Origin of the sequence: Paenibacillus sp. FSL H7-0690, assembly GCF_037980415.1 — a bacterium.
GTDB lineage: Bacteria > Bacillota > Bacilli > Paenibacillales > Paenibacillaceae > Paenibacillus_AQ > Paenibacillus_AQ odorifer.
Genome location: NZ_CP150281.1, coordinates 799,418 through 813,765, shown reverse-complemented (window position 1 = coordinate 813,765; position 14,348 = coordinate 799,418). Strand labels below are relative to the sequence as shown.

The window sequence follows — 14,348 nt, the reverse complement described above, 5'->3', positions numbered from 1 at the left end:
ATAAAATCCTCCCAGCGTTCTAGTGTTTGAAATGACGGACGCCTGTGAAGACCATAGCAATTCCATACTCATTCGCGACCTTGATCGATTCTTCATCTTTAATGGAGCCGCCTGGCTGAATAACTGCGGTAATGCCTGCTTTGGCTGCCATTTCAAGTGTATCTCCCATTGGGAAGAAGGCGTCAGAGGCAAGGACTGATCCTTTGGACTTCTCGCCAGCTTGTTCAATCGCAATTTTTGCCGCGCCAACGCGGTTCATTTGCCCTGCACCTACGCCAACTGTCATATCATCCGCCGCTAATACAATCGCATTAGATTTCACATGCTTAACTACCTTCCAGCCGAACAACAGCTGTTTCAATTCTTCTTCGGTTGGCTTACGGTCCGTAACAACTTGCAGATCATCCGGGTTCACAGAATGCACATCGCTCTCCTGTACAACCATTCCTCCATCAATAGAGGTAACTACGAAGCTGCTCTTACGCGCGTTAGCCGTGCTGAGATTGCCGATTTTGAGCAAACGCAGGTTCTTTTTCTTCGTAAGGATTTCCAGTGCTTCATCTGTAAACCCTGGCGCCAATACGATTTCGAGGAAAATCTCTTTCAGCAGATTAGCAGTGTCTGCATCGATAATCCGGTTAGCGGCTACAATTCCGCCAAAGATAGAGGTTGGGTCTGCGTTGTAAGCTTTTTGATAAGCTTCGTATACACTTTCACCGACACCTACACCACAAGGATTCATATGTTTAATGGCTACGACAGCAGGTTCTTCAAATTCTTTCACGATTTGCAGCGCTGCGTTAGCATCGTTGATATTGTTGTAGGATAATTCTTTGCCATGCAATTGCTCAGCTGCTGTAAGAGTATCCCCCGCAGCCAAAGGCTTGCGATAGAAAGCCGCTTTTTGATGCGGATTCTCGCCATAGCGCAGATCCTGAATTTTCTCATAAGTCACGGTGTAGCGCTCAGGAAGCGGTTCGCCAGTAACATTAGCCAAATAATCGGAAATTAAGGCATCGTAAGCCGCCGTATGACGGAACACTTTTGCCGCAAGACGTTTGCGTGTTTCCAGCGTTGTATCTCCACCTGCGCGAACCTCTTCAAGCACTGTAGCATAGTCGTTAGCATCTACCACTACACTTACAAAAGCATGGTTCTTCGCCGCAGAACGCAGCATCGTCGGTCCGCCGATATCGATATTCTCGATGGCTTCTTCATACGATACATCCGGTTTAGCAATGGTTTCCGCGAACGGATACAGATTTACTACTACCAGATCAATGTAGTCCAGACCAAGCTCTTTCATTTGACGCGTGTGTTCCTCATTGTCACGAACCGCTAGCAATCCGCTGTGTACAGCCGGGTGCAAGGTTTTGACACGTCCATCCATGATTTCCGGGAATCCTGTAACATCGGAAATACCGATGACTGGAACACCTTCCTTAGCCAAAAGCGTGCTTGTTCCACCTGTGGAAATAATCTCTACGCCTAATGCAGACAACTCGCGGCAAAAATCCACGATACCTTGTTTATCCGATACGCTAACTAGCGCTCTTTTGATACTCACTTTGAATAGTCCTCCTTCGGGTTGTACGTGCGATTTAATGTGATGACATCTAAAAGCTTGGGAAATTACTATAAGAAAGAATCTGACTCTATTACCTACTACACGACACATAATGCCGCTTATGCAATATTTCCCGAGAAATACCCTGAAATCTCTCCGCCTGTCACCAAATGTCGATCCAAAACTTCGAATGGCTACAGTGTGGCTTACTTTTCGCGGATAATCGTCTTTCTTCCACTCAGTTCCACTTTCCCGCTGGCAAAAGCGCCAACCACTTCAGGATACAACTCATACTCAACCTTATGAATCCGTTCCGCCAATGAATCTGCCGTGTCGTTATCCAACACAACTACGCTACGCTGAGCAATAACCGGCCCGGTATCCATACCTCCATCGACAAAATGCACAGTGACTCCCGTCAGCTTCACGCCATAATCCAGCGCTTGTCCGATCGCATCCTTTCCGGCAAAAGCAGGCAGCAGCGATGGGTGAATGTTAATAATCCGACCCGCATACGGCGTTAAAAGCACTGGTGTAATGAGGCGCATATACCCTGCCAGCACAACCAGCCCGATTTCCCGCCGCTGAAGCTCTGCTACAATCTCTGCTTCGTAGAGTTCACGGCTGGCGAAGTCTTTTGGCCGCAGCAGGAGGGCGGGAATTCCCGCATCCTCCGCACGTTGTGCTACAGGCGCTTCCGGCTTGTCCGAGACAAGCAATTCAATCCTGCCGTCTCCAAGCAAACCTGCTTTCTGTGCCTCGATCAGTGCTGCAAAATTGCTGCCCTGCCCCGAAGCAAAAACAGCGATTCGACTTGATTGCATCACACTTCAGCTCCAGTAAAGGTTACTTTGCGTTCCCCTTCTGTTACTTTCCCAATGATATACGCCTCTTCTCCGCTAGCTTTAAGCAGTTCAAGAGCGCGTTCTCCATCAGCAGCGCTAACTACCAGAACAAGACCAATTCCCATATTAAAAGTAGTGAACATATCACGGTTGCTTACGTTACCTTTGTTCTGCATCAACCCGAAGATTGGCAGAATCGGCCACGATCCGTAATTGATCTCCACATCTACATTATCAGGCAATACGCGTGGGATATTCTCGATGAATCCGCCACCCGTAATGTGAGCCATACCTTTTACCGGAAGCTGCTCCAGCAGTGCCAGCAAAGGCTTCACATAAATCTTAGTTGGTGCAAGGAGTACATCCGCCAGCGGAGCGCCAAGCTCAGGAAGCACGTCATTCAGACCATAACCCTCTTGCTCAAGCAAAAGCTTACGCACCAGCGAGAAGCCATTGCTGTGCACACCACTGGAAGCCAGACCAATCACTGTGTCGCCAGCAGCGATGTTAGCGCCTGTTACCAGCTTCGCTTTGTCAGCTACGCCCACTGTGAATCCAGCGATATCATATTCACCTGCTGAATACATACCCGGCATCTCAGCCGTTTCGCCGCCAATCAGTGCACAACCCGCTTGGTGACAGCCTTCAGCGATTCCAGCTACGATAGCCTCAATTTTCTCCGGCACCACTTTGTCGCAAGCCAGATAGTCGAGGAAAAAGAGTGGCTCTGCGCCTTGCACTACAATGTCGTTCACGCACATAGCTACAGCGTCGATGCCAATCGTGTCATGGCGATCTGCCGCGAACGCGATTTTGAGCTTTGTGCCTACACCATCGGTTCCCGATACAAGCACTGGCTCTTCATATTTATCTTTATTGAGGCCAAACAGCGCTCCGAACCCACCAAGATCCGTCATTACTTCTGGACGGTAAGTACGTTTTACGTGCTTTTTCATGCGTTCTACCGCTTCATTACCAGCCGCAATATCCACTCCGGCGTTTTTATAAGCTTCCGACACTATTGGACACCTCATCTTTTAATAGTTTAGAGCGCGTTTGGGCGCATTCGGCTTTTGGGTGGTTGTAGGGGAGTTATTGCGAGGAATGTTTGGACTTCCGATCGCTGTTATGGTTGGATTTCCTGATTCGAACCGCTCTTCGCGGTAGAAATCCAACCATAAAGGCGAACGCTACGCTTCTACAGTTCCAAACTTCCTCTCCATAACTCCCTCCAACCACCGGTTTGTCCCTACTGCAAGCCGCAGTGCGCGCCTTGCACACGGACCTCAAGACCTCGGTACATGAGCTGCGCCATGCACCTCCTTATGCGAGACAAGCGGCCCTCGTATTTGCGAAGCAAACAGAGGGAAGCTTGGCGAGCCAGTCCCGGCGGCGGATGCAGCCGGGGGGCGGAGCGCCGTAAAGCGTGTCCCGTCCGTGCGCAGCACACAGGGACAAAGCGAGCACTCGTACCCAAGTCTTCTTAGCAAGTTATAACCTAACTCCTACCGCCGAGCTTTCGGGTGGCCGGAGGGCAGAGCCCTTCGGAATCCCCCTTTGAAAGGGGGACTTAGGGGGATGTCAACACGAGCAGCCATCTTTCTCTGCCCCGCCAAAATCCACCTGCGTCGGGTAATCATTATCAAAGCAAGAAAGGCAAAGTCCGCCTTTGTAGTCGTCTTTGTTGTGTCCACCAATGGAAGAGATTAAGCCTTCCGGCGACAAAAATGCCAAGGAATCGGCGTTGATCTCTTCGCACATTTCCTCAATGGTCTTGTAGGACGCGATGAGGTCGCGGCGGTCTGGTGTATCAATGCCGTAGAAGCAAGGATTCTTGAACGGTGGCGAAGTAATCCGCACATGCACTTCAACAGCTCCCGCTTCCCTAAGCAGATTGACGATTCGGCGTGAGGTCGTGCCACGAACGATAGAATCATCGATCATAACGACACGTTTGCCATCAACTACGCTGCGCACGGCGCTCAGCTTCATCTTCACACCTTGCTCACGCAGTTCTTGGCTCGGCTGGATGAAGGTCCGTCCAGTGTACTTATTCTTAATGAGCCCAAGCTCATAAGGAATTCCCGTTTGCTCGGCATACCCGATGGCTGCTGAAATACTGGAATCCGGCACACCGGTTACGAGATCAGCATCGACAAAAGCTTCCAGTGCCATGCGGCTACCCATCCGCTTACGGGCGGAGTGCAGGTTAGAGCCGTTCATATCACTGTCTGGGCGTGAGAAGTAAATATACTCCATCGCGCACAGCGCTTTACGTTTGGGTTCGGTAAAACGGTCCTCTAAGAGGCCGTTTTTGTCGAGGACAAGCAGTTCGCCCGGCTCAATATCTCGAACCAGCTGTGCCCCAATGACCTCTAATGCGCAGGACTCGGAAGCAAAAATATAAGCTTCACCAATCCGTCCCATCACTAGCGGACGCAAGCCATGGGAATCTGAAGCGACAATTAACTTATCATTTGTCATAAGCAGAAAAGCAAACCCGCCAACGAGCTGCTGCAGCGCATCTTTTGCCGCTTCAACAAAATCCTTTGGCGAACGGGCAATCAGATGCGCCAGCACTTCTGTATCACTCGTAGTTTGAAAGATCGATCCGCTTTGCTCCAGCTGTTTGCGGATCAACGGTTCATTTACTATGTTGCCGTTCGTAGCAATCGCCAAATCGCCGTCACGATATTTAAATACCAGTGGCTGCGCATTGGTTAAGCGACTGTCTCCACTAGTGGAATAACGTACATGCCCAATGGACATATCTCCAACCAATGAGGCAATTTTGTCCTTGTCGAATACTTCTTTTACTAACCCCATCCCGCGGTGATAGTTGAAATCGCGACCGTCTGCTACGCAGATTCCCGCACTTTCTTCTCCACGGTGTTGTAAGGCGTGTAAGCCGTAATAAGACATGGACGCCGCTTCCGGGTGTCCGAAGACCCCGAAAACGCCGCATTCTTCTTTTAATGTGTCAAAAATATCTCCCGAGCCCGTTCCTTCATTGTAAAAGTCACCAGTCCACAGGATAGGAGTCTCCTGCTCTTTCCCGGTCTTTATTTCATAAGACATGGAATAGCATCCTCCCAAACGAATTTCAATTCTGCTACAGCTTCATCTAGTGCGGACACACCGTCCAGATTTACGCGCAGTCTGTCTCCACCTACAGTTCCGATGATCTCCACGGGAACACCGCTGGCTGCAATCGCTGCTTTCAGCTCTTCCGCACGTTCAGGAGCGGCTGTCAGCACAATGCGTGATTGGCTTTCGCTAAACAATGCTACATCAGATCTAAGACCGTTAGCTGAAAGCTCAACGTTCGCTCCGATTCCACCGCTGATACAGCTCTCTGCAAGCGCTACAGCAAGTCCACCTTCGGACAAGTCATGCGCGGAACGCACCAGACCGCCACGAATTGAGGTAAGGACTACGTTCAGCAGTTTTTTCTCAGTAGCCAAATCCAAAGCCGGAGGACGACCTTCGGTCACACCATGAACAGCATATTGGAATTCACTGCCGCCCAGCTCAGCCTTGGTCACTCCCAGCAGAAGGATGGAATCGCCTTCTTGCTTGAACCCTTGAGTCGTAATATGATCCGTGTCCGCTACTAAACCAACCATGCCGACAACCGGCGTTGGATAGATGGAACCCGTAGTATTTTCGTTATAAAGACTGACATTACCACCGATAACCGGAGTATCCAGCACACGACATGCTTCAGCCATACCATCAACCGCACGCTCCATTTGCCAGAACACATCAGGCTTCTCAGGATTTCCAAAGTTCAGATTATCCGTAATAGCCAGCGGTTCAGCACCGGAACAAACGATGTTACGTGCCGCTTCGCTGACTGCAATACGTCCACCCACTTCAGGATCAAGATGAACATAACGGCCATTACAGTCTGTAGTCATCGCAAGTCCTTTACGAGTACCATGAATGGTAACTACAGCCGCGTCAGATCCAGGACGTACAGCTGTGCTCGTCCGCACCATGTAATCGTATTGATTGTATACCCATGCTTTACTTGCTACGGTTGGTGATCCAAGTACTGTACGCAATGCACCGCCCAGATCCGTAACTTCCTCATAACGAAGGGTATCTACCTTTTCATTCGCAATATAATAAGCAGGAACCTCAGAAGGTTTGTTATATACTGGACACTCATCCACGAGCGCCGTTACTGGCATGTCACCAACAACCTCGCCGTGATGATACAATTTCAAGCGGCCATCATCCGTAACTTTACCGACTTTACAGCAGATAACACCCCAGCGGTCAAAAATCTCTTGTGCCTGGGCCTCATCCTTCGGCTCAACGACGAACAACATCCGTTCTTGTGATTCTGAAAGCATCATTTCGTAAGGCGTCATGCCCTCTTCACGTTGTGGCACCTGATCAAGATACAGCTCCAGACCGTTGCCTGCTTTACTTGCCATCTCCGCACTAGAGCATGTAAGACCCGCTGCACCCATATCCTGAATCCCGATAACGATGCCGCTGTCGATCAGTTCTAGACAAGATTCCATAACGAGCTTTTCCATAAATGGATCGCCGACTTGTACAGCGGTACGTTTAGCTTCTGATTCCTCACTAAGCTCTACCGATGCAAAAGTAGCACCATGAATTCCATCACGTCCTGTAGGAGGGCCTACATAGAAGACAGGGTTGCCTACACCCTTAGCTACACCACGTTGGATTTTGTCATGATCAATTAGACCGACACACATTGCGTTAACAAGCGGGTTACCGTCATAGCTATCATCGAACATGATTTCGCCGCCAACCGTTGGAATCCCGATACAGTTACCATAACCGGCAATACCAGACACAACATGCTCGAACAAATACTTCACTCGATCACTTTCCAGCTTCCCGAAACGTAGTGAATTGAGGATTGCGATAGGTCTGGAGCCCATGGAGAAAATATCACGAATGATCCCGCCGACACCCGTTGCCGCACCTTGGAAAGGTTCTACCGCTGAAGGGTGGTTATGACTTTCGATTTTGAAAACAACCGCTTGGTTGTCACCGATATCTACAATCCCTGCGCCCTCGCCAGGTCCCATCAGGACACGTGGTCCGGAAATTGGGAAACGTTTCAGGAGGGGTTTGGAGTTCTTATAGGCACAGTGCTCCGACCACATTACGCTGAATACGCCGATTTCAGTATAGTTCGGCAAACGTCCCATAAAAGACTTGATCAGCTCATATTCGCTGTCCGACACACCGAACTGGCTGTAAATTTTCTGCTCCGCAATCTGTTCTGCGGTCGGTTCCTTAACGGATACTTGCTGCGTCATGACGATCCCTCCAAGTCTTCAGTATGGATGTAAACATTCTTTTGCCATCTTCTGAACCAAGTAAACTATTAGCCGCGCGCTCAGGGTGAGGCATCATGCCAACCACATTCCCTTGTACGTTACTAACACCCGCAATATCGGCTACGGAGCCGTTAGGGTTATCGCTATAGGTAAACACGATCTGATTGTTAGCTTTCAGCTCTGCTAAAGTCTCGTCATCACAGTAGTAGTTGCCTTCACCGTGTGCGATTGGGATAATGATTTCTTCATCTTTAGCATAGTCAATAGTAAATGGGGTTTCATTATTAACAACCTTAAGCACTGTATCGTGACAGCGGAACTTCATCGACATGTTGCGGCGAAGCGCACCTGGCAGCAAACCAGCCTCAGTAAGAATTTGGAACCCATTGCAAATGCCTAGCACGTATTTCCCTTGCTCTGCTGCTTTAGCAACTTCCGCCATAACAGGAGCAAATCTCGAAATCGCGCCACAGCGCAGGTAATCACCATATGAGAATCCGCCTGGAACCAAAATGCAATCATACGCCGACAAATCCGTCGCTGTATGCCACACATAATCGACTGGTTCGCCGAGACTGTCCTCTACCGCCTTGTAGCAATCAATATCACAGTTGGAGCCTGGGAAGACAAGTACAGCAAATTTCATGTCGTTTAGTCCTCCAATTCGTAGCGGTAATCCTCGATCACCGTGTTGGCAAGTAGCTTTTCGCACATTTCCTTGAGACGCACTTCCGCTTCAGCACGGTTATCCGTATCCAAAGTCAGCTCCATATATTTCCCGATACGCAAGCTTTCAACTTCTTGGAAGCCTACCGAATGAAGTGCTCCTTGTACTGCTACCCCTTGTGGATCAAGAACGCTTTTCTTTATGGTGACATATACCGTCGCTTTTAACATATGCTTGTAGTTCCTCCTAAATTTTAATGAGCATACCCTCTGAAACTGAAATTCTACAATGAGTACATTTAGCTTCAAAAATATATACTGAATTTATTCCCATGAGTGCACACACTATGTTGAACTATAAAGACTTGCCAGTAAGACGATGATAAATGTCCAGATAACGCCGTGTAGTTTCTTCTACTACTTCCAGTGGGAGCGGATCAGGTTTACTATTCTTGTCCCAGGAAGATGCAGATAGATACGTACGAACAGGCTCTTTATCCATACTATCAATTTCAATATCAAGCGCGTATTTATCCTTAGCCCAGAAGCGGGAAGCATCCGGTGTAAAAATCTCATCGATCAGAATCACCTTACCGTCCAACAAGCCGAATTCGAATTTGCAGTCCGCAAGAATGATCCCACGCTCAGCACAATACTCTCTAGCAAAAGCGAACAGCTTTAAGCTCTTTTCCTGCAGCTCAAGCGCCAGATCAGCTCCGATTAATTCCTGCATTTTCTCAAACGGAATATCCTCATCGTGACCTACATCATTTTTAGCCGCAGGAGTAAAAATCGGTTCTGCCAGCAGCGCGTTTTTGCGGAGGTTAGCAGGAAGTTCAATACCATTTACCTTGCCGGTTTCTTGATACTGTCTCCAGCCGCCGCCAGTGATGCATCCACGCACTACGCATTCGATATCAATACGCTCCGCTTTGCGTACCACCATGACACGGTTTCTGAGAGCCTCTTTGTCCTTAACTACGTCGCCGAGCAGATCCACATCGATATGAACGACATGATTCTCCATCAGCTCTTTAGTCTGTCCGAACCAGAACGCACTCAGACGGTTAAGCACATTGCCCTTTTCAGGGACCGCCGGGTCCAGCACATAGTCAAAAGCAGATATCCGATCCGTAACTACGATCAGTACATTTTCCCCTAAATCGTATAGCTCACGAACCTTCCCTTTGTAGAGCAGCGGCGCATTGATGAGTTCCACGGCTGTGGATACGGCCGATGATGTCATGACCTTTCCTCCCTTGAACTAATGATCTTCCTAATAACTAATTGGTCTCAAAGGCGTAACTCCGAGGAATGTTTGGACTTCCGATCGCTGTTATCCTCAGATTTCCTGATTTGAACCACTGCACGTGGTAGAAATCCGAGGATAAAGGCGAACGCTAACGCTTCTACAGTTCCAAAATTTCTCTCCGTTCCTTATCGACCAGTTGCATTTCAATTCTGCACAACCTTAACCGCTCGTACTATTCCTAGCTCCTTAGTTCACCACTAACTTATCTTTTCTTAGATAAGTTCTAGCTTGCGGAAGATGGTATCCACATGCTTAAGGTGCCAAGAAGGGTTAAATGCATCTTCAATCTCTTCTGGGGTGAGGACATTAGTGATTTCAGGTGTAGCTTCCACGATATCACGGAACTGCTTTTGCTCTTCCCAAGCTTGCATCGCACGTGGTTGAACAGTGTCGTATGCTTGCTCGCGGCTGAAGCCTTTATCAATCAGCTTGGTTAAGATCCGGCCAGAGAAAGGAACGCCGAAGGTACGGTTCATGTTACGCTTCATATTCTCTGGGAATACAGTCAGGTTCTTCACGATGTTTCCGAAACGGTTCAGCATGTAGTTCAATAGCATTGTTGCATCCGGAAGGATGATACGCTCCACTGAAGAGTGCGAGATATCGCGTTCATGCCAGAGCGGCACGTTCTCGTAAGCTGTAACCATATGTCCGCGAATCACGCGGGACAGACCGGAAATATTCTCGCAGCCAATAGGATTCCGTTTATGCGGCATAGCAGATGAACCCTTTTGACCTTTGGCAAAAGCTTCTTCTACTTCGCGAATCTCACTCTTTTGCAGAGCGCGGATTTCGGTAGCGAATTTATCTAGCGAGGTTGCTACCAGAGCAAGAGCTGCCATATATTCAGCGTGACGGTCGCGCTGTAGAGTTTGTGTCGAGATCGGTGCAGGGCTTGTACCCAGCTTACGGCAGACAAATTCTTCTACGAATGGATCGATGTTGGCATACGTACCAACGGCTCCGGAGATTTTGCCAAATTGCACACCGTTCGCAGCATGGCGGAAACGCTCCAGGTTACGTTTCATTTCTTCGTACCACAATGCCATTTTCAGACCAAAAGTAGTTGGCTCAGCATGAACCCCATGTGTACGGCCCATCATCGGTGTATCTTTATAAGCAATAGCTTTATCTTTAAGGATCTCAATGAAGTTAATAATATCCTTCTCTAGAATCTCATTCGCTTGACGCAGCAAGTAACCCAGTGCTGTATCCACCACATCTGTGGAAGTAAGGCCGTAGTGTACCCATTTGCGTTCTGCGCCAAGGCTTTCGGAAACCGCACGAGTAAAGGCGATTACGTCATGACGTGTTTCCTGTTCGATTTCATCAATACGTGCGATGTCGAATTTAGCATCCTTACGCAGCTTAGCAGCGTCTTCATGTGGGATGACTCCCAGCTCCGCCCATGCTTCACAAGCGCATATTTCCACTTCCAGCCACGCTTTGAATTTATTCTCCTCAGTCCAAATGGCCCGCATCTCGGGTCTGCTGTAACGTTCGATCATATTCTTTAGTTCCTCCAAAGTTTAGATTGCTCCACCCAGGATAGGCCGTCTCCGGTATCCTTGCACAGCAGATTGATATGACCCATCTTACGACCAGTCTTACTCTCAGTCTTGCCATATATATGAAGCTTAGGTACAATACCCAGCTTATTATCTTTTTCCTCATGTGTACAGGTCGCTTTAATCGCACCATCCAAATGCTGACCTAATACATTTACCATAACTACAGGTGTCAAAAGCGTTGTATCGCCCAGCGGCAGATTACAAATCGCCCGGACATGCTGCTCGAACTGTGAGGTCACGCAAGCATCCATGGTGTAATGGCCGGAATTATGCGGTCTTGGTGCCAGCTCATTGACGAACAATTCACCGTCCGCTGTGACGAACATTTCCACGGCAAGCAGTCCAACCGCATTCAGGCCTGCGATTAAAGTCTCAGCCAGCTCGCAAGCTCTGCGCTGAATGTCCGCTGACACTCTTGCAGGCACAATGGACAGATGCAAAATATTATTTACATGAATGTTCTCAGAAGGCGGGAAGCTTTTGACCTCCCCAGATGCACTACGTGCAGCAACAACGGATATTTCGCATTGAAAAGCTACAAACTTCTCAAGCACTAGCTCCGGAATCACCTCACCGGGTGCAACCTGCCGAAAAGCTTCTTCCAGCTCTTCTTCCTGACGAATCACAGCTTGACCCTTGCCGTCATAACCGCCTGTGGCTGTCTTGAGCACACAAGGTAGTCCAAGTTCAGCCGCCGCCTCTTTTAGCTCCGCAAGGCTGTCCACCTTCCGGTACGGGGCGACCGGAACGCCCGCCGCCTCGATGGCGGATTTTTCGCGCAGCCGATGCTGCGTGGTATACAGCAGCGCGCTGCCCTGCGGCACGTACGATTCTTCCGCCAGCAGCGCTGCTACGCCCGCGTCGACGTTCTCGAACTCGTACGTGATGACGTCCGAGCGGCGGGCCAGCTCCCGCGCCGCGTCCCGGTCGTTATACGCCGCCGTAATCTGCGGCGTAACTTGACCGCTAGGCGCATCCGGCGCAGGATCCAGCGCCACGAAGCGGTACCCCATGGCGCTGCCGGCCAGCGCCATCATGCGCCCGAGCTGCCCGCCGCCGAGCACGCCGACGGTCGAGCCGGGCAGCAGCGTCCGGACGGTGTCCGCACCGGACGCTTGTGCAGCTGGCGAAGCTGCGCCGCCAGCCTCCTGCAGCTTCAGCTCCTCCGGCCTCATAAGCTGTCGCTGCTTTCCAATACTTCATCGCGGATCGCATCCCGACGCAGCTGCACACGCTGCTGCACTTCAGGGTCGAACGCTCCGATGATCTGTGCGGCCAGCAGGCCTGCATTTACAGCGCCTGCTTTACCAATAGCTACTGTTGCTACCGGTATGCCTCCAGGCATCTGCACGATGGAGAGCAGCGAATCCAGCCCATTAAGTGCTTTCGACTGCACGGGCACACCAATCACTGGCAGGATCGTCTTTGCAGCCACCATACCCGGTAAATGTGCGGCGCCGCCTGCTCCTGCAATAATCACACGAATACCGCGGCCAGCGGCTTCCTCCGCATAGCGGAACATCAAGTCCGGTGTACGGTGCGCGGATACTACCTTCTTCTCATAAGACAAACCCAGCTCTTCCAGCACCCCACAAGCGTGCTCCATCGTATCCCAATCCGACTTACTACCCATGATGACAGCTACCTGCACAGACATGATTCGACCTACCTTCCAATCACTAGTATGAGATATCTTTATCTTGTAAATCCGAACAAGCAGAGACTACATTCTCGTCCTTCAGGGATGACTATCGTTTTCCTTAATAATATAAGGTTGATGTATTACGTGTAACTTATTCCTTATATTAAAAAAGCCCGATGTCCAGACGCATTTTGCTGCGGGAGGATCGGACTAGTAAAGGAATTAGGAAAAAACACTCCCGCTTGCCTCTCACCAAACTGGCATTAAGCGCGCAAAGCTGCACAATGCTTCACTCCATTATCTGGACTGCATTATCGCATTCTAGCATCCTATTTCCTCGTAGTCCGGTAATTTACGGTTCCCGGGTAGAAACTTCCGGGCCATATTCCCGGTTTTATACGAGCTCTTCATGACATCAGTTTAACAATCCCCTACACATGATGTCAACTCAAACACGAACATTGGTAAAATCACCATAATAAATGTTCGCTTTTGGGCGAATTTAAATTCTCAACAACCTTATATTTTGTGAAGAAGTACTTCTTTCCGTACGCTCCTACCTCTAGCGCTCTATGGTGTTTAAGCTCCAGATTAAGACCTGTACAGCCTTAAATTGAAAAAAAGGAACGCTATCAGCGTCCCTTTGAACTCTATATTATTTTACAACCAGCACTGGAATACGAGCGCTTTGTACTACATTATGGCTGACACTGCCCAGAACAAATTCACGTATACCGCCAAGCCCGCGGCTGCCGATAACTATGATGTCTATAGCATTTTCCTTAGCATATTTCAAAATCACTTCCGCAGGAGATCCTTGTAAAAGCTCAACCTCAGCATTCAGGCCTTCAGCCTCAAGGCGTCCCTTCACTTCCTCGGTTGTCTGCACTGCCAAATCATAATATTCTTTATTTACTGAAGCTGGTAGTGGTGCAAGAGCTTCTCCGATAAAAAATCTTGGGAATTCAAATGCGTGTACGACATGCAATATAGAACCTGGTGTGACTTTAGCGAGTTCAATTGCGCGCTCCAATGCTTGATTAGAAGCCTTTGAACCGTCATAGGCTAGCAAAATTTTAGAGAATAACATGTACGCCACCTCTTTTTCTAGTTTGTAATCCTAAAGACTATTATCTTAAAAAATAGCTGTACAAAAAAATATTCAGCAGCAGCAGAAGCGGAATTCCGATCCTGAAGGATGTATGACGCGTCTTGTGGCGCTTACGGTACATGGCAATCAGCACACCTAGTGCACCGCCCATGGCTGCCAGCAGAAAAAGTGTTTTCTCAGGTACACGTTCCCGCCTTTTGCGGGCTTTGTTCTTGTCCTCGGACATCACTACATACCCGATAATATTAATTACCACAAACCACAACATTACAACCTTGACCATTCTCCCGGGCTCCTCCTCCTT

At 49.1% G+C, this 14,348-nt stretch carries 13 protein-coding genes and 1 riboswitch; all 13 genes read right to left on the bottom strand.

Annotated features, from left to right (window positions below; translation table 11 throughout):
- Nucleotides 1-19: 19 nt before the first annotated feature.
- The 13 genes from purH to MHI32_RS03625 all read right to left on the bottom strand — a co-directional run bounded on the left by purH (nucleotide 20) and on the right by MHI32_RS03625 (nucleotide 14,327).
- Complete coding sequence (gene purH / locus MHI32_RS03685; RefSeq protein WP_340011893.1) at nucleotides 20-1,567, bottom strand: bifunctional phosphoribosylaminoimidazolecarboxamide formyltransferase/IMP cyclohydrolase; 1,548 nt, start codon at nucleotides 1,565-1,567, stop codon at nucleotides 20-22.
- 206 nt (nucleotides 1,568-1,773) lie between these two features.
- Nucleotides 1,774-2,391, bottom strand: coding sequence for a phosphoribosylglycinamide formyltransferase (gene purN / locus MHI32_RS03680; RefSeq protein ID WP_076128467.1), 618 nt, complete (start codon nucleotides 2,389-2,391; stop codon nucleotides 1,774-1,776).
- Complete coding sequence (gene purM, locus MHI32_RS03675) at nucleotides 2,391-3,431, bottom strand: phosphoribosylformylglycinamidine cyclo-ligase (RefSeq protein ID WP_076128465.1); 1,041 nt, start codon at nucleotides 3,429-3,431, stop codon at nucleotides 2,391-2,393. The genes purN and purM overlap by 1 nt, the downstream gene beginning before the upstream one ends.
- A 562-nt stretch (nucleotides 3,432-3,993) precedes the next feature.
- Nucleotides 3,994-5,490 carry an amidophosphoribosyltransferase gene (gene purF / locus MHI32_RS03670; protein WP_036680905.1) on the bottom strand — a complete coding sequence of 499 codons (1,497 nt, stop codon included), beginning with the start codon at nucleotides 5,488-5,490 and terminating at the stop codon, nucleotides 3,994-3,996.
- On the bottom strand, nucleotides 5,475-7,721 hold the full coding sequence (gene purL, locus MHI32_RS03665) for a phosphoribosylformylglycinamidine synthase subunit PurL (protein WP_339189449.1): 2,247 nt from the start codon (nucleotides 7,719-7,721) through the stop codon (nucleotides 5,475-5,477). The genes purF and purL overlap by 16 nt, the downstream gene beginning before the upstream one ends.
- A complete protein-coding gene (gene purQ / locus MHI32_RS03660) occupies nucleotides 7,699-8,388 on the bottom strand; it encodes a phosphoribosylformylglycinamidine synthase subunit PurQ (RefSeq protein ID WP_036680909.1) in 690 nt (229 codons plus the stop codon). The genes purL and purQ overlap by 23 nt, the downstream gene beginning before the upstream one ends.
- A gap of 5 nt (nucleotides 8,389-8,393) precedes the next feature.
- Nucleotides 8,394-8,639, bottom strand: coding sequence for a phosphoribosylformylglycinamidine synthase subunit PurS (purS, locus tag MHI32_RS03655; RefSeq protein WP_036680912.1), 246 nt, complete (start codon nucleotides 8,637-8,639; stop codon nucleotides 8,394-8,396).
- Between the two features lie 124 nt (nucleotides 8,640-8,763).
- Nucleotides 8,764-9,654: a phosphoribosylaminoimidazolesuccinocarboxamide synthase gene (locus MHI32_RS03650; protein WP_076279486.1), complete on the bottom strand. Its 891-nt coding sequence runs from the start codon at nucleotides 9,652-9,654 to the stop codon at nucleotides 8,764-8,766.
- Between the two features lie 278 nt (nucleotides 9,655-9,932).
- On the bottom strand, nucleotides 9,933-11,228 hold the full coding sequence (gene purB, locus MHI32_RS03645) for an adenylosuccinate lyase (protein ID WP_036680917.1): 1,296 nt from the start codon (nucleotides 11,226-11,228) through the stop codon (nucleotides 9,933-9,935).
- A gap of 5 nt (nucleotides 11,229-11,233) precedes the next feature.
- Complete coding sequence (purK, locus tag MHI32_RS03640; RefSeq protein ID WP_076128458.1) at nucleotides 11,234-12,466, bottom strand: 5-(carboxyamino)imidazole ribonucleotide synthase; 1,233 nt, start codon at nucleotides 12,464-12,466, stop codon at nucleotides 11,234-11,236.
- Entirely contained in the window at nucleotides 12,463-12,948 is a 486-nt protein-coding gene (purE, locus tag MHI32_RS03635; protein WP_036680920.1) for a 5-(carboxyamino)imidazole ribonucleotide mutase, read from the bottom strand. Before purE ends, purK begins: the two co-directional genes overlap by 4 nt.
- A gap of 305 nt (nucleotides 12,949-13,253) precedes the next feature.
- Nucleotides 13,254-13,355, bottom strand: a riboswitch (purine riboswitch).
- Between the two features lie 233 nt (nucleotides 13,356-13,588).
- A complete protein-coding gene (locus MHI32_RS03630; protein WP_036680923.1) occupies nucleotides 13,589-14,023 on the bottom strand; it encodes a universal stress protein in 435 nt (144 codons plus the stop codon).
- A gap of 40 nt (nucleotides 14,024-14,063) precedes the next feature.
- Nucleotides 14,064-14,327 (bottom strand): DUF1294 domain-containing protein, encoded by a 264-nt coding sequence (locus MHI32_RS03625; RefSeq protein WP_036680925.1) that lies wholly within the window; start codon nucleotides 14,325-14,327, stop codon nucleotides 14,064-14,066.
- Nucleotides 14,328-14,348 lie beyond the last annotated feature (21 nt).

Coding starts and splice junctions, on each gene's coding strand:
- purN (WP_076128467.1), bottom strand. CDS start 2,391: ATGCAATCAAGTCGAATCGCTGTTTTTGCTTCGGGGCAGGGCAGCAAT.
- purF (WP_036680905.1), bottom strand. CDS start 5,490: ATGTCTTATGAAATAAAGACCGGGAAAGAGCAGGAGACTCCTATCCTG.
- purL (WP_339189449.1), bottom strand. CDS start 7,721: ATGACGCAGCAAGTATCCGTTAAGGAACCGACCGCAGAACAGATTGCG.
- purQ (WP_036680909.1), bottom strand. CDS start 8,388: ATGAAATTTGCTGTACTTGTCTTCCCAGGCTCCAACTGTGATATTGAT.
- purS (WP_036680912.1), bottom strand. CDS start 8,639: ATGTTAAAAGCGACGGTATATGTCACCATAAAGAAAAGCGTTCTTGAT.
- MHI32_RS03650 (WP_076279486.1), bottom strand. CDS start 9,654: ATGACATCATCGGCCGTATCCACAGCCGTGGAACTCATCAATGCGCCG.
- purB (WP_036680917.1), bottom strand. CDS start 11,228: ATGATCGAACGTTACAGCAGACCCGAGATGCGGGCCATTTGGACTGAG.
- purK (WP_076128458.1), bottom strand. CDS start 12,466: ATGAGGCCGGAGGAGCTGAAGCTGCAGGAGGCTGGCGGCGCAGCTTCG.
- purE (WP_036680920.1), bottom strand. CDS start 12,948: ATGTCTGTGCAGGTAGCTGTCATCATGGGTAGTAAGTCGGATTGGGAT.
- MHI32_RS03630 (WP_036680923.1), bottom strand. CDS start 14,023: ATGTTATTCTCTAAAATTTTGCTAGCCTATGACGGTTCAAAGGCTTCT.
- MHI32_RS03625 (WP_036680925.1), bottom strand. CDS start 14,327: ATGGTCAAGGTTGTAATGTTGTGGTTTGTGGTAATTAATATTATCGGG.